The 22,348-nt window shown below is 73.0% G+C and carries 14 protein-coding genes; 1 reads left to right on the forward strand and 13 read right to left on the reverse strand.

Annotation, left to right across the window (positions count from 1 at the left end):
- Positions 1-101: 101 nt before the first annotated feature.
- The 6 genes from ispG to IFT51_RS00575 all read right to left on the reverse strand — a co-directional run bounded on the left by ispG (position 102) and on the right by IFT51_RS00575 (position 6,234).
- Positions 102-1,250 carry a flavodoxin-dependent (E)-4-hydroxy-3-methylbut-2-enyl-diphosphate synthase gene (gene ispG / locus IFT51_RS00550; protein ID WP_182501110.1) on the reverse strand — a complete coding sequence of 383 codons (1,149 nt, stop codon included), beginning with the start codon at positions 1,248-1,250 and terminating at the stop codon, positions 102-104.
- Positions 1,251-1,291: 41 nt separating this feature from the next.
- Positions 1,292-2,626, reverse strand: coding sequence for an RIP metalloprotease (locus IFT51_RS00555; RefSeq protein WP_371740629.1), 1,335 nt, complete (start codon positions 2,624-2,626; stop codon positions 1,292-1,294).
- 138 nt (positions 2,627-2,764) lie between these two features.
- Positions 2,765-3,841 (reverse strand): 1-deoxy-D-xylulose-5-phosphate reductoisomerase, encoded by a 1,077-nt coding sequence (gene dxr / locus IFT51_RS00560; RefSeq protein WP_192058076.1) that lies wholly within the window; start codon positions 3,839-3,841, stop codon positions 2,765-2,767.
- A gap of 99 nt (positions 3,842-3,940) precedes the next feature.
- Entirely contained in the window at positions 3,941-4,954 is a 1,014-nt protein-coding gene (locus IFT51_RS15450; protein WP_192058078.1) for an FKBP-type peptidyl-prolyl cis-trans isomerase, read from the reverse strand.
- 31 nt (positions 4,955-4,985) lie between these two features.
- Entirely contained in the window at positions 4,986-5,552 is a 567-nt protein-coding gene (locus tag IFT51_RS00570; RefSeq protein ID WP_192058080.1) for an FKBP-type peptidyl-prolyl cis-trans isomerase, read from the reverse strand.
- Between the two features lie 202 nt (positions 5,553-5,754).
- Positions 5,755-6,234: an OsmC family protein gene (locus tag IFT51_RS00575; protein ID WP_192058082.1), complete on the reverse strand. Its 480-nt coding sequence runs from the start codon at positions 6,232-6,234 to the stop codon at positions 5,755-5,757.
- 45 nt (positions 6,235-6,279) lie between these two features.
- Between IFT51_RS00575 and IFT51_RS00580 the strand changes: the two genes are divergently transcribed.
- Positions 6,280-7,332: an asparaginase gene (locus IFT51_RS00580; protein WP_192058084.1), complete on the forward strand. Its 1,053-nt coding sequence runs from the start codon at positions 6,280-6,282 to the stop codon at positions 7,330-7,332.
- A gap of 3 nt (positions 7,333-7,335) precedes the next feature.
- Here the strand turns inward: IFT51_RS00580 and IFT51_RS00585 are convergent, their stop codons facing one another.
- The 7 genes from IFT51_RS00585 to IFT51_RS00615 all read right to left on the reverse strand — a co-directional run bounded on the left by IFT51_RS00585 (position 7,336) and on the right by IFT51_RS00615 (position 22,254).
- The gene (locus IFT51_RS00585) at positions 7,336-8,136 is read right to left on the reverse strand and encodes a hypothetical protein (RefSeq protein ID WP_206758082.1); all 801 of its coding nucleotides are present in this window, start codon (positions 8,134-8,136) and stop codon (positions 7,336-7,338) included.
- Positions 8,137-8,325: 189 nt separating this feature from the next.
- Positions 8,326-9,543, reverse strand: coding sequence for an FHA domain-containing protein (locus IFT51_RS15455; protein WP_371740630.1), 1,218 nt, complete (start codon positions 9,541-9,543; stop codon positions 8,326-8,328).
- A gap of 605 nt (positions 9,544-10,148) precedes the next feature.
- A complete protein-coding gene (locus tag IFT51_RS00595) occupies positions 10,149-12,503 on the reverse strand; it encodes a transglutaminase domain-containing protein (RefSeq protein ID WP_192058089.1) in 2,355 nt (784 codons plus the stop codon).
- Positions 12,500-13,894, reverse strand: coding sequence for a DUF58 domain-containing protein (locus tag IFT51_RS00600; protein WP_192058091.1), 1,395 nt, complete (start codon positions 13,892-13,894; stop codon positions 12,500-12,502). Before IFT51_RS00600 ends, IFT51_RS00595 begins: the two co-directional genes overlap by 4 nt.
- On the reverse strand, positions 13,891-14,862 hold the full coding sequence (locus tag IFT51_RS00605; protein ID WP_192058093.1) for a MoxR family ATPase: 972 nt from the start codon (positions 14,860-14,862) through the stop codon (positions 13,891-13,893). The genes IFT51_RS00600 and IFT51_RS00605 overlap by 4 nt, the downstream gene beginning before the upstream one ends.
- 19 nt (positions 14,863-14,881) lie before the next feature.
- On the reverse strand, positions 14,882-20,734 hold the full coding sequence (locus tag IFT51_RS00610; RefSeq protein ID WP_192058095.1) for an Ig-like domain-containing protein: 5,853 nt from the start codon (positions 20,732-20,734) through the stop codon (positions 14,882-14,884).
- A complete protein-coding gene (locus IFT51_RS00615; RefSeq protein WP_320479953.1) occupies positions 20,731-22,254 on the reverse strand; it encodes a serine/threonine-protein kinase in 1,524 nt (507 codons plus the stop codon). Before IFT51_RS00615 ends, IFT51_RS00610 begins: the two co-directional genes overlap by 4 nt.
- Positions 22,255-22,348 lie beyond the last annotated feature (94 nt).

Raw genomic sequence — 22,348 nt, forward strand, 5'->3', positions numbered from 1 at the left:
CGATCGGTGGCGTCGCCGGGCCGGGACGCCGAGGAGGCGCGGTGCAGGTCGACCTGCACCGCGCCTCCTCGGCAGGGGCGCCTGGCACCCGTGGCTCGTGTCTAGACGGTCAGCACCTGCGGTGACCCGGTCTCGCCCGGGGGCATCTCGGCTGCGAGACGGTTCGCCTCGTCGATCAGGGTCTGGACGATCTCGGACTCGGGGACGGTCTTGATGACCTCGCCCTTGACGAAGATCTGGCCCTTGCCATTGCCGGAGGCGACGCCGAGGTCGGCCTCGCGGGCCTCGCCCGGGCCGTTCACGACGCAGCCCATGACGGCGACACGCAGGGGTACGGTCATGCCCTCGAGGCCGTCGGTGACGTCGTTGGCCAGCTTGTAGACGTCGACCTGGGCGCGACCGCAGCTGGGGCAGCTGACGATCTCGAGCTTGCGCTCGCGCAGGTTGAGCGACTGGAGGATCTGCAGACCGACCTTGACCTCTTGCGCGGGCGGCGCGCTGAGGCTGACGCGGATGGTGTCGCCGATGCCCTCGCCCAGCAGGATGCCGAACGCCGTGGCGGACTTGATCGTGCCCTGGAACTCGGGGCCCGCCTCGGTCACACCGAGGTGCAGCGGCCAGTCGCCGCGCTCGGCGAGCTGACGGTAGGCCTTGACCATGACGATCGGGTCGTTGTGCTTGACCGAGATCTTGAAGTCGTGGAAGTCGTGCTCTTCGAAGAGCGAGGCCTCCCAGACGGCGGACTCGACGAGCGCCTCGGGGGTCGCCTTGCCGTACTTCTGGAGGATGCTCGGCTCGAGCGACCCCGCGTTGACGCCGATCCGGATCGAGACGCCGGCCGCCTTCGCCGCCGCCGCGATCTTGCCGACCTGGTCGTCGAACTTGCGGATGTTGCCCGGGTTCACCCGGACCGCCGCGCAGCCGGCGTCGATCGCCTGGTACACGTAGTTCGGCTGGAAGTGGATGTCGGCGATGACCGGGATCTGGCTCTTCTTCGCGATGATCGGAAGGGCCTCGGCGTCGTCGCGACTGGGCACGGCGACACGGACGATGTCGCAGCCGCTCGCCGTGAGCTCGGCGATCTGCTGCAACGTGGCGTTGATGTTGGGCGTCGGCGTGGTGGTCATCGACTGCACGCTGACCGGGGCGTCACCGCCCACGAGGACCTTGCCCACCTTGATCTGCCGCGTCTTGCGGCGCGGGGCGAGGACTTCGGGGACCTTCGGCATTCCGAGATTGACTGCTGGCACGAGCCCAATCGTAAACCTCGGCGCTGGGCGCCGAGTGACCGTCAGCCGAACAGATCGATCGGGTTCACGATGTCCGCGTAGATGAGCAGCACGCTCATGCCCCCGAGGAGGATCACGACGGCGAAGGTCAACGGGATCACCTTGGCCGTGTCGACGGGCCCGGGGTCGGGTCGGCGGAAGAGCTTCGCGAAGCCCCGGCGGACGGCCTCGACGAGCGCGCCGGCGATGTGACCGCCGTCGAGCGGCATCAGCGGGATGAGGTTGAAGACGAAGAGCGCCACGTTCAGACTCGCGAGCAGGTTGACCACGTAGGCGGCCCGGTCGACGATCGGCACCGAGTCGAGGCTGACGATCTCGCCGGCCATCCGCCCCACGCCGACGACGCTGACCGGCCCGTTGGCGTCGCGCTCCCCGCCGCCGAAGGCCGCCTCGGCGACGCCGACGAGTCGCTGCGGCAGGTGGATGATCAGGTCGACGACGTGCGTGACGTTGTTCCACACGGCGGGCAGCACGGCGGTCACGGGCTGCCGCGCGGTCTCGGTCGCGAACCCGATGCCGACGAAGCCGACCTCGCGCGTCACCGGGGTGCCGTCGGCGGCCTCCTCGTACTGACCGGTGCTCTCGTCGACGACGTACCGCTCGGAGAGGGTCGGGGTCACCTCGAGCGTCTGCTCGGATCCGTCGCGGTCGACGACCACGTCGAGGGTCGTGTCGGCGGAGTCGCGCAGCACGGCGGCGATCTGGTCGCCGTCGCTCATGGTCTCGCCGTCGATCGACACGATGCGGTCGCCGTTGCGGAGGCCGGCCGCGAACGCGGGCGCCGGTGTGGCGTCGGCGGGGCACGAGGTCGCCGTCGAGCCCGCGGGGAGGACGCACTCGTTGACGAGACCCACGGTCGTGCTCTCGCGCGCCACCCCGAACCCGCAGAGGACGACGCCGAACAGCACGACCGCGATGAGCAGGTTCATGGTCGGCCCGCCGAGCATGATGATGACCCGCTTGTAGACGGGCAGCCGGTAGAACGTGCGCTCTTCGTCGCCCTCGTCGATGGTCTCGGCGCTGGCCGTCCGGGCGTCCTGGACGAGCGTCTGGAAGAACCCGGTGCTGGCTGCCCGACCGGCCTCGCCGTTCTTCGCCGGCGGGAACATCCCCGACATCGAGATGTAGCCGCCGAGCGGCAGGGCCTTGACGCCGTACTGCGTCTCGCCCCTCGTGCGCGAGAAGAGGGTCGGACCGAAGCCGATCATGTACTGCCCGACCTTCACGCCGAACCGCTTCGCCGGGACGAGGTGACCGACCTCGTGCAGGGCGATCGACACGGCGAGGCCGACGACCATGATCAGGACGCCGACGATGAAGAGCAGAACGGTGAGCACCGGGCAAGGGTAGCCGTGCCGAGCCGGGAAGCGACCACGGGACCGCCCTGGCGATGCTGGGAACTCGCGCCGCGCCTCCTCGGCTCCGCCTCGCCCCGCCTCCCCTCGCCCTGCCTCGCCCCGCAGGACGGGCGGAGGCTAGCCGGCGAGCAGCGCGTCCGCCTCGGCGCGCGCCCAGCGCTCGGCCTCGAGCACGCCCTCGAGGGTGCTGGGGCCCGCGTCGTGCCGGTCGACCACCTCGCGGACGGTGTCGAGGATGCCGAGGTACCCCACACGACCCTCGTGGAACGCCAGCACGGCCTGCTCGTTCGCGGCGTTGAAGACCGCCGGGAACGTCGCGCCCGCCCGACCCACCTGCTTCGCGAGCTCGACGGCGGGGAACGCCTCGGCGTCGAGGGGTTCGAAGGTCCACGAGGAGGCGGTGGTCCAGTCGAGGGGTCGACCCACCCCCGCGACGCGGTCGGGCCACGCCAGCCCGAGCGAGATCGGGAGTCGCATGTCGGGCGGCGACGCCTGGGCGATCGTCGAGCCGTCGACGAACTCGACCATCGAGTGCACGATCGACTGCGGGTGCACGGTGACGTCGATGTCGTCGTAGTCGACGTCGAAGAGGAGGTGCGCCTCGATCACCTCGAGACCCTTGTTCACCATCGTCGACGAGTTGGTCGTGACGACCAGACCCATGTCCCAGGTGGGGTGGGCCAGGGCCTCGGCCGGCGTGACGTCGGCGAGCGACGCCCGCGAGCGACCCCGGAAGGGCCCGCCCGACGCCGTCAGCACCAGGCGTCTGACCTCGGACGACGCACCGGAGCGCAGGGCCTGCGCGATCGCCGAGTGCTCGGAGTCGACCGGCACGATCTGGCCCGGTCGGGCCCGCTCGCGGACGAGGTCTCCCCCGACGATCAGGCTCTCCTTGTTCGCCAGGGCGAGCGTCGCCCCCGAGTCGAGCGCGGCCAGGGTCGGCGCGAGGCCGACGGAGCCCGTGATGCCGTTCAGCACGACGTCGGCCTCGACGTCGCGGACCAGCGCGACCGACTCGTCGGTGCCGAGGGCGACGTGCTCGACGCCGAAGCGGGCGGCCTGCTCGGCGACGAGGGCCCGGTTGGTGCCGGCAGAGAGACCGACCACGTCGAACAGCTGCGGGTTCTTCTCGATCACGTCGAGCGCCTGGACGCCGATCGAACCGGTGGAGCCGAGGATGGTGATGCGTCGCATGAGGCCACCCTAGGCCCGAGGCGCCCGGGCTCGGCGGGTCGGGGCGTCGGGGCGTCGGGGGTGCTGCGGGTCGGGGGTGCCGGCCGATCGGGCTGGTGCTCAGGCGACGGCGAGGATGTCGATGACGAACACGAGGGTGTCGGTCGGCTCGATGCCGGAGCCCGGTTCGCCCTCCTCGCCGTAGCCGTCGGCGGGCGGCACGATGACGACGACCTGCGACCCTACGGTCTGGCCGATCATCGCCTCGGCGAAGCCCGTCACCACCTGGTCGGTCGAGAACGTCGCGACGGTGCCGCGGCCCCAGCTCTCGTCGAAGACCTCGCCCGTCCGCCAGTTGACGCCCTGGTACTGCACGGTGACGTTCGCCGGATCGGGGACGACCTCTCCGTCGCCCTTCTTCAGCACCTCGATGCGGAGGTCGATCGGCGGGTCGGCGTCGGGGATCGTCACCGTGGGGCGACCGTCGTCGGCCAGGGCGACGTCGGGGAAGCCCTGCTCGGCAGGCCGCGCCTCACCCGTCGCACGGGTCGGGACGATCGAGAACGTGTCGACGACGATGATCGCCGCGGGGTTCGGTGCGTCCGTGCCCGGCGAGCCGGGCTGCATGTCGGCCGCCGACGCGACGGTGACCGTGCGGGAGCCGGCCTGCGCGCACGAGAGGGCCCCCTCGATGCCGGGCACGTAGAAGTCGCCGCTGATCGTGAGCTGCTCGCCCGACCCGCCCGTGTAACCCGCCGTGCTCAGCTCGGCGCCCGACTGCGCATCGAAGACCGTGATGGCCACCCGCACCACGTCGCCGACCTCGGTGGTCGGCCCGTCGCCGGGCACGACGACGGTCTGCTGACTGCGTTCGGCCGTCACCGGCGACGGCAGCTCGACGGTCGGCTTCTCGCCGAAGACGCCGCCGACCTCGATCGAGTCGGACTCGGGGCCGGACTCGAGGCAGGTGGTGGGGGCCGCCGACGCCGAGGGCTGGTCGGTCGGCGCGGGCTCGGCATCGGTCGTGCAGCCCGCCAGCAGCAGGGCGACGACGGGCACCGCCCAGGCCGCCGCGCGTCTCGACCTCCGCGGAGCGGACGGGTGGGCCGAGGAGGCGCGGGCGGGGTCGGTCACGAGCGGTAGCCGGGGACGGGGTCGCGCCGGGTCAGGAGACGGCGAGGATGTCGATCACGAACACCAGGGTGTCGGTGGCCGTGAAGGCGGCACCCTGGGGCACGTTGTCGCCGTAGCCGTCGGCCGGCGGGATCGAGACGATGGTCTGCGAGCCGACGGTCTGACCGACCATGCCCTCGGCGAAGCCGGTGATGACCTGACCCGTGCCGAACGTGGCGGGCTCGCCGCGCTGCCAGCTCGAGTCGAAGGTCTCGCCGGTCTGCCAGACGACGCCCTCGTACTGGACGGTGACCGTGGCGCCGTCCTCGACGACGGGGCCGTCGCCCTTCTTCAGCACCTCGACCTGCAGGTCGGTCGGCGGGTCGGTCTCGGGGACGGTCACGGTGGGCGCGCCGTCGTCGGCGAGCTCGACCGTCGGGAACCCGGGCGTCGGGTCCTGCGGCTCGCCCGTGGCGCGCAGCGGGGCCTCGGAGGTGGCCGACGCGCTGGGCGTCGCCGCGCCGCCGGCGCTGGACTCCTCACCGGCGTCGGTGCCGCCGCAGGCGGCGAGCGCGAACACGAGGGCGGGAACGGCGAGGAGGGCGAGGGGACGGCGCATGGGGATCTCTCGGTCTGTGGGCGGGGATCGGACGGTGCCGGTGACGGCGCCGCGACGACGACCATTGTGCCGCACGCTCCCGACGGGGCGCCTGGGAGCCGTTCGCGGCTGTGGGCGGTTGTGCGGGTGCGCGGCTGCGCGGGTGCGCGGCTGCGCGACTGCGCGACTGCGCGGCTGGAGCCGCGCGGCCAGGGGTGCGCGGCTAGGGCTGCGAGGCGACGACGATGCGCGGCTCGTGGTCGACCGGGAACGCGACGGACGAAGCGATGAAGCACTTGCGAGCGGCGTCGGCGTGCAGGGCCAGGGCGCGGTCGGCCATTCCCGCCTCGGCGACCGTGACCACGGGGCGGAGCGTGACCGAGGTGAAGCGGCCCCCGCCGTCGGCGGTCTGGGTCATGCGACCGACGGCGGCGTCCTCGTAGGCCACGACGACGACCCCGTCGGTGGCGGCGACGTGGAGGTAGCTGAGCAGGTGGCACTGCGCGAGCGCGCCGAGCAGCATCTCCTCGGGGTTCCAGCGGTCGGCGTCGCCGTGGAACGTCCGGTCGGCGGACGCGGCGATGTCGTGCAGCTTGCCGTCGGCGCTCAGGGTGTTGTCGCGCCCGTACGACCGGTACGAGACCGTCCCGACGTCCCGGGCTCCCGTCCAGCGCAGGTCGACGGCGTAGTCGTGGTCGAGCATGGGTCCTCCTCGGTCGGTGCCGACGGTCTCGGTACACTCCCCATCATGACCGACCCGCGCCTCCTCGCCCCATCGTCGTCCACCCGCAGACCCCTCACGGTCGACGGCAGCGTCGAGCTGGCCGTCCTGACGCGATCGGGTCTCGACGAGAGTCGTCACCTCGGGGCGGGCATCGTGGTCGACGCCGCGGGATCGGTGCTGAGGGAGGTCGGCGACGTCGGTGCGTCGATCTACCCGCGTTCGTGCCTCAAGCCGCTGCAGGCCCTGACCGTCATGCGGTCCGGCGTGGCCCTCGCCGGCCCCCAGGCCGTCCTCTCCACCGCGAGCCACGCGGGCACGGCCGAGCACCTCGCCGTGGTCGCCGAGCTGCTCGCACGCTCGGGCAGCTCGGAGGACGACCTGCTCTGCCCGCCCGACTGGCCGGGCGACCGCGCGAGCGCACGCCGTGCCGACGGGGCACGGCGGATGGCCATGAACTGCTCGGGCAAGCACGCGGCGTTCCTGCTGGCCTGCGCCGAGAACGGCTGGGACCCGACCACCTACACCGATCTGGACCACCCGCTGCAGCGCGCGACACGCGAGACCGTCTCGGAGTTCACCGGCGAGGTCGTCGACCACGCCGGCGTCGACGGCTGCGGCGCACCCGTGTTCGCGACCACGATCGCCGGGCTCGCGCGTGCCGTGGCGGTCGTGGCCGGCTCGGCGGGGGTCGCGACCGGCACCGGGTCGACGCCCTCCGACGCGGATCCCGACGCGCGCCTCCTGGTCGAGGCCGTGCTCGCCGATGCCTGGGCCCTCGACGGACCGGGCCGGGCGAACACCGTGGCCATCGACGAGCTCGGGCTCTTCGCTAAGCTCGGAGCGGAGGGCGTCCTGGTGATGGGCACCCTCGACGGCATCGGCACGGCCGTGAAGATCCTCGACGGCAATCTGCGGGCCGCGACGATGGTGGCCCTGCATCTGCTCGTCGGCCAGGGCGCCGTCGATGCGGACGCCGCCGGATCCGTCGTGGAGGCGACGAGCGAGCGCGTGCTCGGCGCCGGCCGCGACGTCGGTCGCATCCGCCTCTCGGACGCACTCGTCGGCGGACGGGCCTGAGGGTCAGCACGAGCCCGCTCCCCGCCACCCGTCGACGGGGTCGCGGATCGATACGAGGTCGAGATCGACCGCCACCCGGCAGGGTCGGCCGTCGCGCCTGACGACCTGCGCCCTGGCATCGGCCCCGATCACGACGAGCACGTCGACCCGTCCGACGTCGGCGCTCGTCCGACCATGACGCACCTCGAGCGAGGCCGCGCCCAGTCGGCGGGCCTGCAGGAGATACCCCTGGGCCGCCGCCCGCGCCAGGACGATCGGCCCGACGATCCCGACGGAGCCGCGCGCCTCGACGCAGAGCGGACCGTCGGCGAGCGTGGCCGCCTCGTCGACGAGTCGTCGGATGTCGGCCAGAGCCGCCGGATCGTCGGCTGACCCGACGCGTCGAACCGGGACTCGCGGTTCGGGCGGCGTCGTCGTCCGCAGGGAGCTCTCGACGGCGCCCCGGCCCAGGACGAGGTACGGCGTCGCCCCGGAGGCGCGGGTCGCCCCGGCACCGGAGGTCGCGTCGATCACGTCACGACCGGCCCGAGCCACGGCGGCGCTGCCGGGGAACCTCTGATGCAGTTCGGCCAGCTCGAGCCTGTGCAGCTCGCGGATCGTCCGCTCGACGGAGGCGATCGCCTCCTCGAAGCGGCGCCGCCCGTGTCGGATCCGAGCCGGGGCGCCGACGAGTTCGACGACCGACCAGACGCCGACGACCGCTGCGACGACGGCGACGGCCGATGCGGAGACCGCGGTCACCGGCACCGAGCCGCTCACGCCGACGACGATCGAGGCGACGATCGCGACGCCCGCCGCGTGCACCGGCGGACGCCTGGCCCGGGGCCGCGGTGGCACGGCGGGAAGCACGATCGTCCGTCGAGGAGGCAGGGGTTCGGCGAGGCTCACACCTCACGAGACCACGCGGCCCCGCCTCCGCGGGCGCTGTCGGAGAGCGCTTGTGGAGAACCGCGGGGTCGGCGCCGCCGGGGAGGGGTCGGCGCCGGGGAGGGGTCAGCCGACGACGAAGAACTGCTCGCCGATGTCGACGCGACTCCCCCGGCTCACCCGCACCCGGGTGCCGGGCTCCAGCCTGCGGGCGGGTTCGCCGTGCGGACGGACGATGGTGCCGTTGCCCGACCAGCGGTCGCTGAGCCAGAGGTGCCCGTCGTCCTGACCGAATTCGAGGTGCGTCTTCGAGACCGACCGGCCCGGATCGACGATGCGCACGAGCTGATCGAAGGACTCCCCGGGCTGCGGGGTGGGAGCCCGCCCGACGAGCCCCGAACCGTCGACGGTGAAGCTCTCGCCGGTGCTGAACTGCAGCACGAAGGGCGATCCGGTCGGTCCGCGACGGACCAGGCGGGTCTCGTCGACGTCCTCGTCGTCGGCCGCTGTCGGCGCGGCGGGCCGTCGGGGACCCCAGGCGGGTTCGGGTACCGGCGGCAGATGCTGCGTGGACGGACGCGCGTGGTCCGTCTCCGGCTCGGACTGCTGCTGCTCCGGCTCGAACCGCTGCTGCGGCTCCGACCGCTGCTCCGGCTGGTCGGCCCGGGACGGGCCGTCGACCAGGGCGGACCGCATGTCAGGGGCGACGACGACCTCGGCGGGGCGATCGTCGCCGTCGAGCGGACTCCGTCGCGAGAGCGGGACGATCGGCCCCGTGAACGACAACGCGACGGAGGCCACCACGGCGCCGCAGACGCCGCAGAAGATGTCGTCCTCGTGGATCTCGGCGCCGCATTCCGTGCAGCGCTCCGCAGCGGAAGCGGTGCCCGGCTCGACGAGGGGCACGGGTGCGGCGCCGGAGTCCCGCGGGCTGAGGGTGGAATCGGCGATCGGCTCGACACGGACGGTGTCCCCCGGCCCGGGGACGACGTCGTCCGTCACCGGGCGGGCGTCGGCGGAATGCGCACCGATGGAACCGAGGCCGGGGGCGCTCGCGACGGGCGAGCCGGCGTCGACGGACCGGTCGTCAGCCGGGTCGGCGGCGGCCGGGGTGTCGTCCGCGGCATCAGCGGCGGTCATGCCGGTCGGACGGGCTTCGGACGGGGCGTCGTCGGACGCGACGTCCGCGACGTCGCCGGTCGTTCCGCTCCTGCCGGCATCGGCGGACACGGGGGCGGACTCCGGCGCCGCTCCCCCGATCCCCGTCGCTTCGATCTCCGGTGCGTCCGCGGGGTCGCTCGTGGTGGAGTCCGCGTCGGACGACTCCTCGGGCGACGAGGCCACGGCACCACCGGTACCACCTCCGTCGACGACCGGGACATCCGTCTGAGAGGACACCGGGGTCAACGACGCCGTCCAGAGCGGGGCCGTCGGCGGACGTGAGGCGTCGTCGCCACGAGGCGACGGCTCGCGAAGAGGCGCCGGCCGGGGCGTCACCGGAGCGGCACCGCCGCCGACGGCGCTCGGACCGCCTGCCTGTCGCGACTCCTCCGACGCTCTCGCGGCGGCGGCGTCCTCCGCGGCCGCTGCGGCACTCGCCGCCGCTTGCTCCGCCTCACGGTCGGCGGAAGCCTCCGGAGAGCCGTCACGCCAGGCCGGCACCGGGTCCGACGTCGAGGGAGCGAGGTCGTCGGAGACCGACTGGGCCTCGTCGAGGGCATCCGCCGTCGTGTCGTGGACCCACCAGGGACGATCCGTAGCGGCCGGACGCGCAGGCGACTGCAGCCGCCAGGCAGGAGGGCGGGAGTCCGCCGGGTCGGCGACAGGAGGCCCGGCGGGACCCGAGGTGTCGACACCGGAGAGCGTACGGCCGCACTCGCCGCAGATCATCGCGCCGACGGGCAACGGACTGGCACAGGTGGGGCACTGCATGCGGAAGAGACCTCTAGCTAGCGTTCGGGACGTTTCCGGCCATGGTATCCGCGGAGTGAACGAGACGAGACCGCTGCCACCACCCGCCGCCATCTCGTCGCCCGGGCGTCGAAGGCCCTCCTCATCTCGAAGACGGCGACCCAGACGCGATCGGCGTCCTCCGCCGCCGGTTCGGCCGGAGCGAAGGTCGCACGATCGGCGACCCGTGCGAGCACGGTCGGACGCGAGCCCCCGACGATCTCAGCCGCCTCGCTCCGGGTGGCCGAGGCGGGGATCTCGACTCCGTGATCGAGAGCGGCGTCGTGGAACTCACGCCACCCGCCGGCGATCCGGACCGCGGGGTCCGGATGCCGACGACGAAGACGACGCCGACGTGCTTTGGCCGCGACGATCGCGAGGAACGGCGAGGCGAGCAGTCCCAGGACGAGAGCGACGACGCCGACGATGGGGACGACCAGCCGGACGATAGCCAGCCAGGCCGGTGGCGCCTCCGGCGTCTCCTGGTCGGATTGCGGTGGGGCCTGCTCGTCGCGCAGCTGCGGTTCCCGGAGGGGCGGCTGCACCACCGACTCCGGGCGCTGCAGTCGGTTCGGATCGAGGACCCGCTCGTCGGGGATCGGGCGATCGAGGGGGACGGGATCGAGCGCGACCCAGCCGTGTTCCCGCGTGTCGACCTCGATCCACGCGGTGACATCGGCTCCTGTCACGGACACCGAGCCGTCGGTCGCCTCACCGACGTCGGGCGCGAATCCCATCACGACGCGCGCGGGGAACCCCAGCTCGCCGGCCATCAGAGCGGCCGCGGCCGAGTACTGCTCGGCGTCGCCGATCATGACCGGGTCGGTGAAGAGCTGCGCCAGACGCTCGGAGCCGTGACCCGAACGGCTCGGCGGCTCGTCGTCGGAGACGCCGTGCGAGATGTATCCGTCGTCACGGAGTGCCGACAGAGCGGCCTGGAGCCGGGCACCCGGGCCGTCGACGCCTCGGACGTCGGCGGCGAGCGCGTCGGTCAGCTCGTCCGGGACGGCGACGGGCTCCGGCACGCTCGCCGAGCCGGGCGTCAGGTCGGCCAGCCGGTCGACGTCCGGCCCCGTCGGCAGCACCGCGTCGAGACGGTAGGTGTCTCCGGCGTCGAGTCCGCCGTCGACGACGGCCGCCCCGCTGACGTCGTTGTAGAAGAGTCCGGTCGGCCGCGTCGCGGCGTCGTCGCCGCCGAACTCGATCGATTCGAGACGACCGACCGTCGGCAGCCAGACCCCCCGGTACGAGCCGACCTCGACGGAGAGCTCGACCCGCCGGCCTTCGACACCCGACTGGTCGACCGTCGAGGGGATCCGATCGAACGATCCGGACTCGCTCGACACCTCGGAGCTGCCGACCGTGTACGCGACGCCGTCGTAGGTGTCGAGCGTCGCGAGACGGAGCAGCTGCCCGGCACCGAGGCCGCGGACGGTCAGGAGGGTCTGGTCGACGGCGGGCTGCTGCTCGTAGACCCGCAGACGGGTCAGGGGGCTGACGAGACTCCGCGGATCGAAGGGCGGGTCGACGACCGTCCGGGCGACCGTCCGGGGCGACGAGGGCGGCGCGGCGACGACGACCGCCGAGGCGACCACGCCGGCGACGAGCAGCGTGACGATCGAGCCGGCGACGGCGCGCACGGCGACGGTCCGGTGACCCGACGCGCGGACCGCCTCCGCGCCTCCTGCGAGCGCTGCCAGAGCGACCCGACGTCTGTGGAGGCGCCACCAGAGGGACCACCCCACGCACGAGGCCAGGAGGGCGAGCCCGGTGCCGAGGGGAAGCCAGGCGTCTCTCGGTCCGAGCACGATGCCGACCAGATAGACGACGATCGGGGCGACGACGGCGAGCTCGCCCCGCCGCGACCGGAGGGCGACGCTCAGCCCGATCACGGTCGCGAGCAGGACGAGCACGAAGGCGGGGACGAGGAGGGCCTCGTAGCTGCCGACCGGCAGTCCGATCGTCACGAGCCGCTTCCACCCCAGCGCCGTGCCGCCGACGAGGTCGACGAGACCGGCCACCGTGGGGACGACGCCCCGGACCGTCTGGGACGGCACGGCCAGCGGCACGCCGAGCAGCAGGAAGACGACGACCGTCGCGATCAGGACGAGGAGGCTGGACGCGCGCAGCACGGCCCCGCCGACCGCGACGGCTGTTCCGACCGCGATGGTCACCACGACGAGCACGACGAATGCGGAGCTCTGGTACACCGGCCACAGAGTGGACGTCGCGACGAGCATCGACAGGGCGTGGAGCCCGGCGACGGCGGCGACGAAGGAGGCGCGGGGCCGTCGTGGCGCTGCTCCCGCCCGTCGTCCGGCTGCCGGTCCGCGGCCCGCCGGGTCGACGCTCACGAGGCCGCCGCCCTGGCCAGGGACTGCCGCAGGTCGTCGAGGTAGCCGATCGTCAGCACCGTGAGATCCGTCAGCCGCCGCACCCCCGGGACCGCCTCCGCATCGCAGACGATCGCGACGACCTCGACGCCCAGCGGGAACCGCACGGCGGCGGACCGCAGTGCGGCGAGCGTCGTCGTCGACCCCACGACCAGGAAGGCGACCGAGACGCCGGTCGCCTGACCGCCCGCCGCCCGGGCGACGTCGGCGATCGTCGGAGCCGACTCGGACGCCTCGACGACGGCGAGACCGTCGAGCAGCCGGCCCCGGGTGACCGTGTCGAGCGTCCGCACGGCGAGGGCGCGTCGTCGGGCGGAGTCGGGGGTGCGCTCGCCGACGACGACGCTGACGTCGCGCGCGTCGCGGATGGCCCGGACGCCGAGGGACCCCGCGGCGCTGACCGCGAGCTCGAACTCCTCGGGGTCGGCGAAGTCGTCGAGGGCGAGGCTCAAGGCGATGACGAGGTGCGACCGGCGGCTCTGCTCGAACTGGCGGACCATGAACGTGCCGGTCTTCGCCGTCGACCGCCAGTGGATGTGACGACGCTCGTCGCCGGGCTGGTACTCGCGGATCGCGTGGAACGAGAGGTCGTCGGGCGCGAGATCGCGGGTGGGGCTGCCCTCGAGGTCGCGGACGAACCCCGTGCTGGTGCTCGGGATGCCGACGGTGGTCGGGTGCACGAAGACCTCGGCGGCGTCGGTCCACTCGATCTCGCGACGCACGAGCCCGACGGCGTCGCCCCGCACCGTGCGCGCCGGACCGACCCGGACGAGACCGCGGCGCGACGTCGGGACGCTGAACGGCTCGTGGACGGACCCGCCGGCGCGGAGCCCGGGGAGGTGCAGCTCGACGAGTCCGTCGGCCACCGGGATCTCGACGGTCGCTCCGACGACGCGACGCCGCGTGGGGTTCGCCACCCGCAGCTCGCCCGTCAGCGGCTGGCCCACGGACACACGGTCGTCGGGGAGCACGACCGCGACCTCGAAGGCGGTGCGGCCGAGGAGCGAGAGGGCCGCGAGGACGAGCATGACGAGGGCGGCCACGGCGATGGCGAGCAGTTCGGTCCACCCGAGGGCGTAGCCGGCGACGAGACCGAGCGGGACGACGCAGAGCACGGACCAGCCGAGCGGGGTCACGAGCGTCGACACGGCGCGTCCGGCCCCCGACAGGGCGCGGCGGACGGCCTGGGCCGCCTCGGCCGCCGCGCGCACGGCACCGGCGCCGGGACCGACGCGTCCGCCCACGATGCGCGTGCGTGCCTCGGTGACGCCGGCGGTCGCCCCGGGGAGTCGATGGTCGACGCCCGCGTCGCCTCGCCCGCGACGGCTCGTTCGGGTCGGGGTGGCGCTCACACGGTGTTCCGCTCGGCCGGCGGGGGCGTCTCGAGGAGCAGCTGGCCGATCACGCTCGACGGGGTGACGCCGTCGAACTCGGCCTCGGGGTCGAGGACGATGCGGTGCGCGAGGACGGGTTCGGCGAGGGCCTTGACGTCGTCCGGCACGACGTAGTGGCGCCCCTGGGACGCCGCGTAGGTCTTGGCGCAGCGCACCAGGGCGAGTGCGCCGCGGACGCTGACCCCGAGCCGGACCTCGTCGGCCGCCCGGGTCGCCTCGACCAGCCGGGCGACGTAGTCGTTGATGCTCGGCTCGACATGCACGGTGCGGGCCAGGAGCGCCATCTCGGTGACGACGTCGGCCCGGACGACGGGTGGGATCGACCCCTCGTGGACCCGGGTCGCCGATCCCGCGAGGATCCGCACCGTCGCCGCGTGATCCGGGTACCCGATGGAGGTCTTCATGACGAAGCGGTCCAGCTGCGCTTCGGGGAGCCGGTACGTTCCCGCCTGCTCGATGGGGTTCTGCGTCGCGATGACCATGAAGGGGCGCCCGACGTCGTGACTGACGCCGTCGACGGTGACCCGCCCCTCCTCCATGACCTCGAGCAGGGCCGCCTGCGTCTTCGGGCTCGCCCGGTTGATCTCGTCGGCCAGCACCACGTTCGCGAAGATCGGACCCCGATGGAACTCGAACTCCCTGCGCCCCTGGTCGTAGACGCTGACCCCGGTGATGTCACCCGGCAGCAGATCGGGCGTGAACTGGACCCGGCTGCTCGTGCCCTGCACGCTCTGCGCGATCGCGCGGGCGAGGGACGTCTTGCCCGTTCCGGGGAAGTCCTCGAGGAGGAGGTGCCCCTCGCTCAGCATCGCCGTGAACGACAGCCTGACCACGAACGACTTGCCGAGCAGCACCTGGTCGACGCCGGCCACCAGGCGACCGAAGACGTCGGAGAACCAGGCGGCCTGCTCGGGGGTCATGCTCATGCGATCGTTCGCTCTCTCGTCAGGGGGTGGGGTCGGTCGGGTCGGTCGACGCGGGCCCGGGCGCGGGATCGCAGAGCGCGGTCGCCGACTCGGGGTCGGTGTGACCGTCGACGGTCGCCTTGACCGACACGGAGGTCGCGCCGTCCGGGACCACGCTGCTGTAACCGTAGGCGATCCCCTCGGGGTCGCTCGAGACTCCCCCGGGGAAGCCCGGCCCGGCGAACGTCACGACGACGGACGTCACGGGCGTGCCGACGTTGCGGGGCTCCGACGCTCCCAGGGGCGCGCCGACCGTGCAGGAGGACACGACGGCCCTCGTGTCGACCGGGGTCGCGCTCGTCGCGGCCGAGGCGGGACCGCACTCGTCGCGGGTCTGACCCGTGCGGCAGGCCTGCAGGGTGACGCTGAGGGGCACGCCGTTCCCGTTGTCGTCGGTGATGAAGCCGTCGGCGGGCACGGGACGCCACTCGCCGGAACCGAGCCGGTACCGGTAGGAGTCGACGGCTCCCGGTGCGGACAGCCCCTGGACGCGCGCCTTGAACAGACCCCCCGGGCCGCGGTACTCGACGGCCACCGATCCCTCGGCACGACCCGGCGGCGTCACGCTCTCCGCAGTCGCGCCGGCGCTCGAGCAGAAGATCCCGTTCGACGCGACGACCGTGTAGACGTAGGTCGCGTCCCGGTCGGGCGACTCGCTGTAGGTGGTCGACGAGAGGCCCTGCGCCACTCGGGTGCCGGTCGCCGAGCACCCGGTGACCGTCGTCGCGGACGTCGACCGGTAGACGTCGAAGCGGGGAGCCGACCCTCCGGCCGCGCCCGGCACGGTCCAGGAGATCGACACCTGGTTCGTCGTGGCGCCGGCCCGGACGGCGAAGGCGCCGGGGACGCCGACGGCGGCGGCCCGCACCGCGCTGCTCCGCGACCAGTCGGACGCGTCGGCGACCTGCGCCCTGTTGGTCGCGAAGACCCGTACGTCGTAGCGGGCTCCCGGCACGAGGCCGGGGATGGACGCCGACGTCGAGGTCGTCGACTGCGGGCCCGGCGCCCCGTCGCCCGTGATCTCGACCGTGTAGCCCGTCACGGCGGTCCCTCCGGCCGGTCGCGGCACGGCGGCCCATCGGACGTCGAGGACCCCGGGCGCCGTCGTCGACGGCGACACCTGCACGTCACCGGGAGCCGCGGGTACGAAGTCGGCACGGTACGGGTCGCTCGAGGCGCTGAGCTCCGAGGCGCCCACGGCGTTGGCGGCGACGACGGAGAACCGGAAGGTCTGCTCGGGATCGAGGTCGGTGAGGGTGCAGACCGTCGACACGCCGCAGTCCCTCGTGTAGACCGAGCCGGCCGATCCGACGCCCGTGAGACGGAAGCCGGTCAGAGGGGAGTTGTTCGACGCCGGCGCAGCGTACGAGAGCGTCAGCCGGCCGCCCGAGGAGTCCCCGACACGGACGGGTGCCACCGGGGTGTCGGGGACGTCCTGGACGGAGACCGTGACATTGCCCCAGACGGCACGCGAGGGATCACCGGTCGCGTCCACCACCTGGTACTGGATGTTGGCGTCGATCGGCGAGGCCGTCGCGGCGACGCGCACCGCCAACGTCCGCCCGTCGTCGCTCGGCGTCACGGCGACGCCGGCCGGCAGCGAGGCGCCGCCCAGACCGCGGATCCCGCCGACGCGCAGGGGCTGCCCAGGGAAGGGGTTCCGGCTCTCGTCGTTCGCGAGCACGTCGACCGTGGCGGCCCCGCCACGAGCCACCACGACCGAGTCGGCGGCCGGGGCGACCAGCGGCCGGGTCGAGCCGACGACGGACAGCCGCACCGCGCCTCCTCGTCCGACGGCCGCGGAGTCGGAGACCGATACGGGCAGGGTGCGCGTGGTGCCCTCGACCGTCGACGCGGCGGCGGTGACCGTCAGCTCGCGTCCCGTGAGCTCGAAGGAGAACCCCGGCCCGGACGCCCGTCCCAGCTCGTACCGGAGCTCGCCGACGTCGTCGGGGTACGGGTACGTCGTCACCCTCGAGAGGTCGATCGAACGCGACTCCCCCGGTTCGAGGTCGAGGGACGTCCCGGTGAACACCGGCGGCTGGTTCTCGCGCGGCGTCACCGTGATGGGCAGCACGAGGGTCGCTGTCCGACCCTCGGGGTCGTCGGCCGCGCGGCCGTCCGTGACCTCGAAGGAGACGGAGGCGACCCCGAAGAACAGATCGGCCGAGGTGAAGCTCAGGGTCGTGTCGTCGACCACGAGGTCGTCGCCGTTCGCGTGCGTCGCCCGGACGGACCCCGCGTCGGTCAGCCGGACGCCTCGGTCTCCGGCCGCGATGACGTGGTCCTCGAGATCGATCCGGAGGGTGCTCTCGCTCACGACGGAGAGCGAGGGGGCGGAGCGGTCGAGCTGAGGCAGGGCGTCGTCGAAGCCGGGGACCCGCACGAAGGCGAGCGATCTGACATCGGGGTCTGCTGGGTGCGACACCCAGAACGGGACGATCTGACTCGCGTCGGTCACCGTGATCCGGAGGCGCCTGGCATCCGTCACCTCGGCCGTCCCGTCGTAGCCGGTCTCGACGCCGAGGCCCAGCCGCGAGGTCGGGACGTCGGCGGAGAAGACGTTCGCGAGGACGTCGACGTCGACCGACACCCGACCGCGGATGTCGCGCAGGTCGAGCACGGTGTCGTCGGCGAGCGGGGGGTTCGGCGGAGCGTCGGGATCGACGGTCACGGTGACGAAGCTCGAGCTCGACCCCCCGCGCGCGTTCTCGACCTCGTACACCACGCCGTAGCTGCCGGGCGTCGACGGCGGCGTGACCGTGACGAGTTCGTCGTCGACCACCACGGCATCGACCGTCTCATCACTCGACTCGACGCCCGTGACCGAGAGATCTCCGCCGTCGGGGTCGGAGTCGTTGTCGAGCACCCGGACGGTGATCGAACCGCCCGGTCGCATCGTGACGTCGTCCTCCACGGCGACGGGGGCCCGGGAGCCGTCCGCCCTGGCCGACACTCCGACGCGCACCACGCCGGTGGCTCGCGCCCCGAGACCGTCCACGACCGAGTACTCGAACGTGTCGGTGCCCGCCGCGTACGGGCCCGCCTCGTAGTCGAGACGATCGGGACCGGACATCGACACGGCCCCCTTGTCGGGGTTGCTGCCGATCCCGACGAGCTGCACGCTGTCTCCGTCGGCGTCGATGCCGTCGAGCGGGACGGTGATGCGGACCGTCTCGCCCGCGACGACGCGTGCGGTGACGGTCTCCGGCACGGGCGGCGCGTTGGTCGCCGCATCGGACTCCCGGACCGTGATGGTGACCTGGGCGTCGGCGGTCTGGCCGTCCTCGCCGACCGCCGTGTAGACGGCCGACACGATGCCCGGCGTCTCGGGGGCCAGGTAGCGCAGTCGGTCACCCGAGGCGAACAGCAGACCGCCACCCTCCGGCACCGGGCGACGGAGGTCGTGCCCGAGCGAGACCTCGTCTCCGTTCGGCTGCTCGTCGTTCGCGAGGACGTCGATGTCGATGACGTCTCCCGCACGGACAGTCGCCTGATCGTCGGTGGCGACCGGCGGCTGGGTCTGCGAGCGGCGGGGGATCTCCACGACGGTGATGCTCCCCACCGCGGAGGCGAGCCCGTTCGTCACGGTGTACGACAGCTCGACGGGACCGTCGTCGAGGGGTCTGGTCAGCGTCACCCGGACGTAGCGCTGGTCGATCGTCTCGACCCGGAGCCCGGTCGACTCGGGCGCCTGCGAGACCGAGGTCACGAGGAGGACGTTCCCGGCGGGATCACGATCGGTCCCGGCCGCATCGACGGTCTCGCTGCTGAGCGTCTCGACGAACACCGTCTTGGGCGTCGTCACGGGTGCGCTGTTGACGTCGGGCGGCGAGAGCACCTCCACGCGGATGGTCCCGCTCGCGGTCTGGTCGCCGTCGGTGACCGTGTACTCCAGGTTGTGGGTCCGGACCTCGTCGCTCGTGAAGAGCAGCGTCCCCGCGTCGTAGCTCGGAGCGATCTCCGCGCCCTCCTGTGCCGGGACGCTGTTCAGCGAGACCGGGCCCGTGCCTCCCTCGGCGTAGGCCAGGGGCCTGATCGTCGTCTGCCGACCCGCGTAGGCCTGGACCGAGAAGGAGTCGGTCGTCAGCGGGGTGTCCCCCGCCGCCGCGACGGTGATGCGCAGCACGCCGTTGGCCTCGGCGCGCCCGTCGGACACCGTGAGCGCGACGTCCGTGGTCGTCGCCCCGGCGCCGCTGTCCTGGTAGACGACGTCGCCGTCCGGTGCGGACGAGACACCGCCCTCGCCCGAGGCGGACGTCAGATAGAAGGCATCGCCGTCGGGGTCCACCCAGTCGCCCAGCACCGGCGTGGTGACCCGACCCGACGACGCGACCACCGCCTCCGACGATCGACGCTGTTCGGGCGGACCGTTCTCGTCGGGCGACCGGACCGTCACGGTGACCGTCGCCGTGTCCCGTCCGCCCCTCCCGTCCGAGATCGTGTAGTCGAAGACGAGCACGCCGCTCGCGGCGTCGTCGAGGGTGAGGAGCAGATGCTGCCTGTCGTCGACGATGTCGACCCGTCCGGCCGCGTCGTCGACGCCCTCGACCGTGTCGATCGACAGCGGATCGCCGTTCGGGTCGTAGTCGTCGAGCAGCACGGGGAGGCTCGTGGCGCGACCGGCGCGGGCTCCGAAGTCGTCGTCGGCGGCGACCGGCGCCTTCTGGTCGGGGTCGAGCTCGAGCGTGTCGTCGCCGACGTCGTCCTCGTCGTCCTGTCGCATCTCGTCGCGATCGAGCAGGTCGTCCCAGTTGTCGATGAGTCGGCCGCCCGACTGCACCGCCCAGCTGCGACCGGTGACCGGATCGTTCAAGACGACCCGGCGTCCGTTCACGTCGTAGACGAGACCCGCGTCGGCGGGCACCCCCTCGAGTGCGGTGAGACCGCCGCGTGACGACGAGCAGTCGCTCCACTCCGTCCCGTCCGACCAGGCTGCCCGGAGACATCCGTCGACGACCACCGGTCGTGCCGGCGTCCCGTCTCGACCCGAGACGAGCTCGTCGACGCGGTCGGCGGCGAACGGCACGGACGAGAGACCGCTCGGCGTGGCGACGACGAACGCGTCGTCGGCGGCGCCGCCGGTCTGCAGGGCGGAGACTCCATCTCCGCCGCCCGGCACCTCCACCGTGCGTCCGTCGACGGTCAGCTCGCCCGACACCGTGTCGAGCAGCGCCCAGTGGGAGCCGGCGGCCGCCACCTGATAAGGCCCCTCGCCGGTCGTCTCGACGGCCTGCGTCGACGTCACGTCGAGCCCCTGGCCGGAGTCGACCAGAGAGACCATCCCGCTCTCGGCCGAGAACACGACGATCCCTCCCTCGGGTGAGGTGCCGGCCACCAGGTCGCCCCCGAGGCTCAAGTCGGCGGCGGCGTCGCTCGTGAACGAGTCGAGCTCGGCCGCCGGCGTCGACCAGACCTCGCCCGTGCCCCCCGACAGGACGACGGCGCGATCGCCGACGAGCAGCACCTCGGGGCTCTCGGGCGGCAGCGGCACGCTGACATCCGCCGTGGCGGTCGCGGGGTCCACGATCCCCGCCGTCGCGCTCGTACGGTCGACGAGCACGACGGCGGTCGGAGTCTGCACGACCGAGAGATCCGAACCCTGACTCCGGACGGCGGAGTTCAGCTCCCCCACGTCGGGGTTGGCGCGGCCGATCGCCGTCCGCGAGCCGTTCGCCACCCAGACGGTGCCGTCGTCCAGGTCGAGGCGCTGCTGCTCGTACCCCGGCCCGACGAGGGCCACGCCCGCAACGAGTCCCACGATGACGAGCCCGCTGACACCCGTGGCCACCGCCGATCGATGCGATCGCATCCAGGCGCCGAGACGACTCATCCGCCCTCCCCCGACGCGCACGTCTCCGCGCTCGGCTGGCCCGTGCGGCCGGCGCGATTGACGCTCACCGTCACGCAGACCTCGGAACGGTCGGCCGCGTCGCCGACGACGAAGCTCGCGCCCGCCTGCTGGCTGGTGTCGGCCCTCCCGGCGGTGTCGGTCTCGATGACGTACAGGTCGCCGGCCCGCAGGCCCGGATCGTCCCAGCGGAAGGTCACGGTCTCGCCGTCCCGTTCCGCCTCGACGTCGACCACCCGCGGGATACTGTCCGGGTCGGATCGCACCAGCACCAGCGTGGCGGCCGCCCCCAGAGCGATGACGCCGACCGCGACGGCCACCAGCAGCCCCACCATCGCGCCCCTCGTCCTGCTGCGCCCCTCGCGGCCCGTCCTCGTCGCGACCCCTCGGGAGACGGCGCGATCCCCGACCGTGTCGCCACCGTGGACCGCCCGGGCCTGAGCCTCGGTCACGCGCCGTCGTCGGCGGCGACGACTCGCCGACACCGCCGGGGCGGCCCCCCGGAGGCGCGTCCGGTCTTCGAGGTCCGCCACGGTGGCGAGCGCCCAGTCGTCGACGGCGACCTCGATCGGGGTCTGCGCGACGCCGATCTCGCTCTCGATCCGCTGCAGCTCCCGGATCAGCTCGAGCACGCTCGACGGCCTCTGCTGGGGGCGTCTCGACATCGCCGTCGCGAGGACGCGCTCGAGGCTCGCCGGCACGTCCGTCCGACCGGTGGGCGCGAGGCGGGCCTTGTCGATCCGCGCGATCAGATCGGACGCGGTGTTCTTCTCCCCGCCGAGGATCTCGAAGGGGCTGCGTCCGGCCAGGAGCGAGTAGACGGTCGCCCCGAGCGACCAGACCTCGGACTCGATGGTGCCGCCCGTCTCGTCCAGGAGGACCTCGGGTGCCGACCAGGGGATGGACATGCCGACGACGTCGTTCGGCTCGCTCTCGCCGAGCGACGCGGCGATGCCGAAGTCGGACAGGACGGGATGCCCGTAGGCGGTGGTCAGGATGTTGGACGGTTTGAGGTCGCGATGCAGCACACCCTGTCGATGCGCGGTCTCGACGGCGCTGCCGATCTTGACGCCGATGCGGAGGACGTCCGCCACCGGGATGCGGTCTTTTCGGTAGCGATCGCTGAGTGAGGAGGAGCAGAGCTCCATCACGAGGTAGGGCCGACCGTCGGCGGACACGCTCGCCTGATGGACGGTGAGGATCGACGGATGCGCGCTGAGCTGCGCCATGAGGTTGGCCTCGGCCTGGAACATCTGACGCACGCGGTCGTCGACGACCGCGCTGAGCATGACCTTCACCGCGACCTGACGACGCGGCATGTTCTGCTCGTACAGGAACACGTCGGCGAAGCCGCCCGAGCCGAGCACCCGCACCGGCGTGAAACCGGGCAGCACAGGGGGCTGGGACGGCAGTCGTCGCGCCACGTCGGCCTCCTCGAAGGTCGGTCGTTCGGTCAGGTGGGCCGACGTCGGGTCGGCGCGATCGATTGTAGGTGTCGCCACCGGGCCTCTCGCCACGAGCGGCGACTCCGTGGGGTGCCGCGCCCTCCCCCACTTCTGGGGAGGGATCGATGAACCTCGACGCGGTGGACCGCGA

Origin of the sequence: Frigoribacterium sp. CFBP 13712, assembly GCF_014842255.1 — a bacterium.
Classification (GTDB): Bacteria; Actinomycetota; Actinomycetes; order Actinomycetales; family Microbacteriaceae; genus Frigoribacterium.

What these genes read in the sequence shown, in the direction of transcription:
- dxr (WP_192058076.1), bottom strand. Translation starts at nt 3,841, where the DNA reads ATGCGACGCATCACCATCCTCGGCTCCACCGGTTCGATCGGCGTCCAG.
- IFT51_RS00570 (WP_192058080.1), bottom strand. Translation starts at nt 5,552, where the DNA reads ATGCGCCGTCCCCTCGCCCTCCTCGCCGTTCCCGCCCTCGTGTTCGCG.
- IFT51_RS00575 (WP_192058082.1), bottom strand. Translation starts at nt 6,234, where the DNA reads ATGCTCGACCACGACTACGCCGTCGACCTGCGCTGGACGGGAGCCCGG.
- IFT51_RS00580 (WP_192058084.1), top strand. Translation starts at nt 6,280, where the DNA reads ATGACCGACCCGCGCCTCCTCGCCCCATCGTCGTCCACCCGCAGACCC.
- IFT51_RS00605 (WP_192058093.1), bottom strand. Translation starts at nt 14,862, where the DNA reads ATGAGCATGACCCCCGAGCAGGCCGCCTGGTTCTCCGACGTCTTCGGT.
- IFT51_RS00610 (WP_192058095.1), bottom strand. Translation starts at nt 20,734, where the DNA reads ATGAGTCGTCTCGGCGCCTGGATGCGATCGCATCGATCGGCGGTGGCC.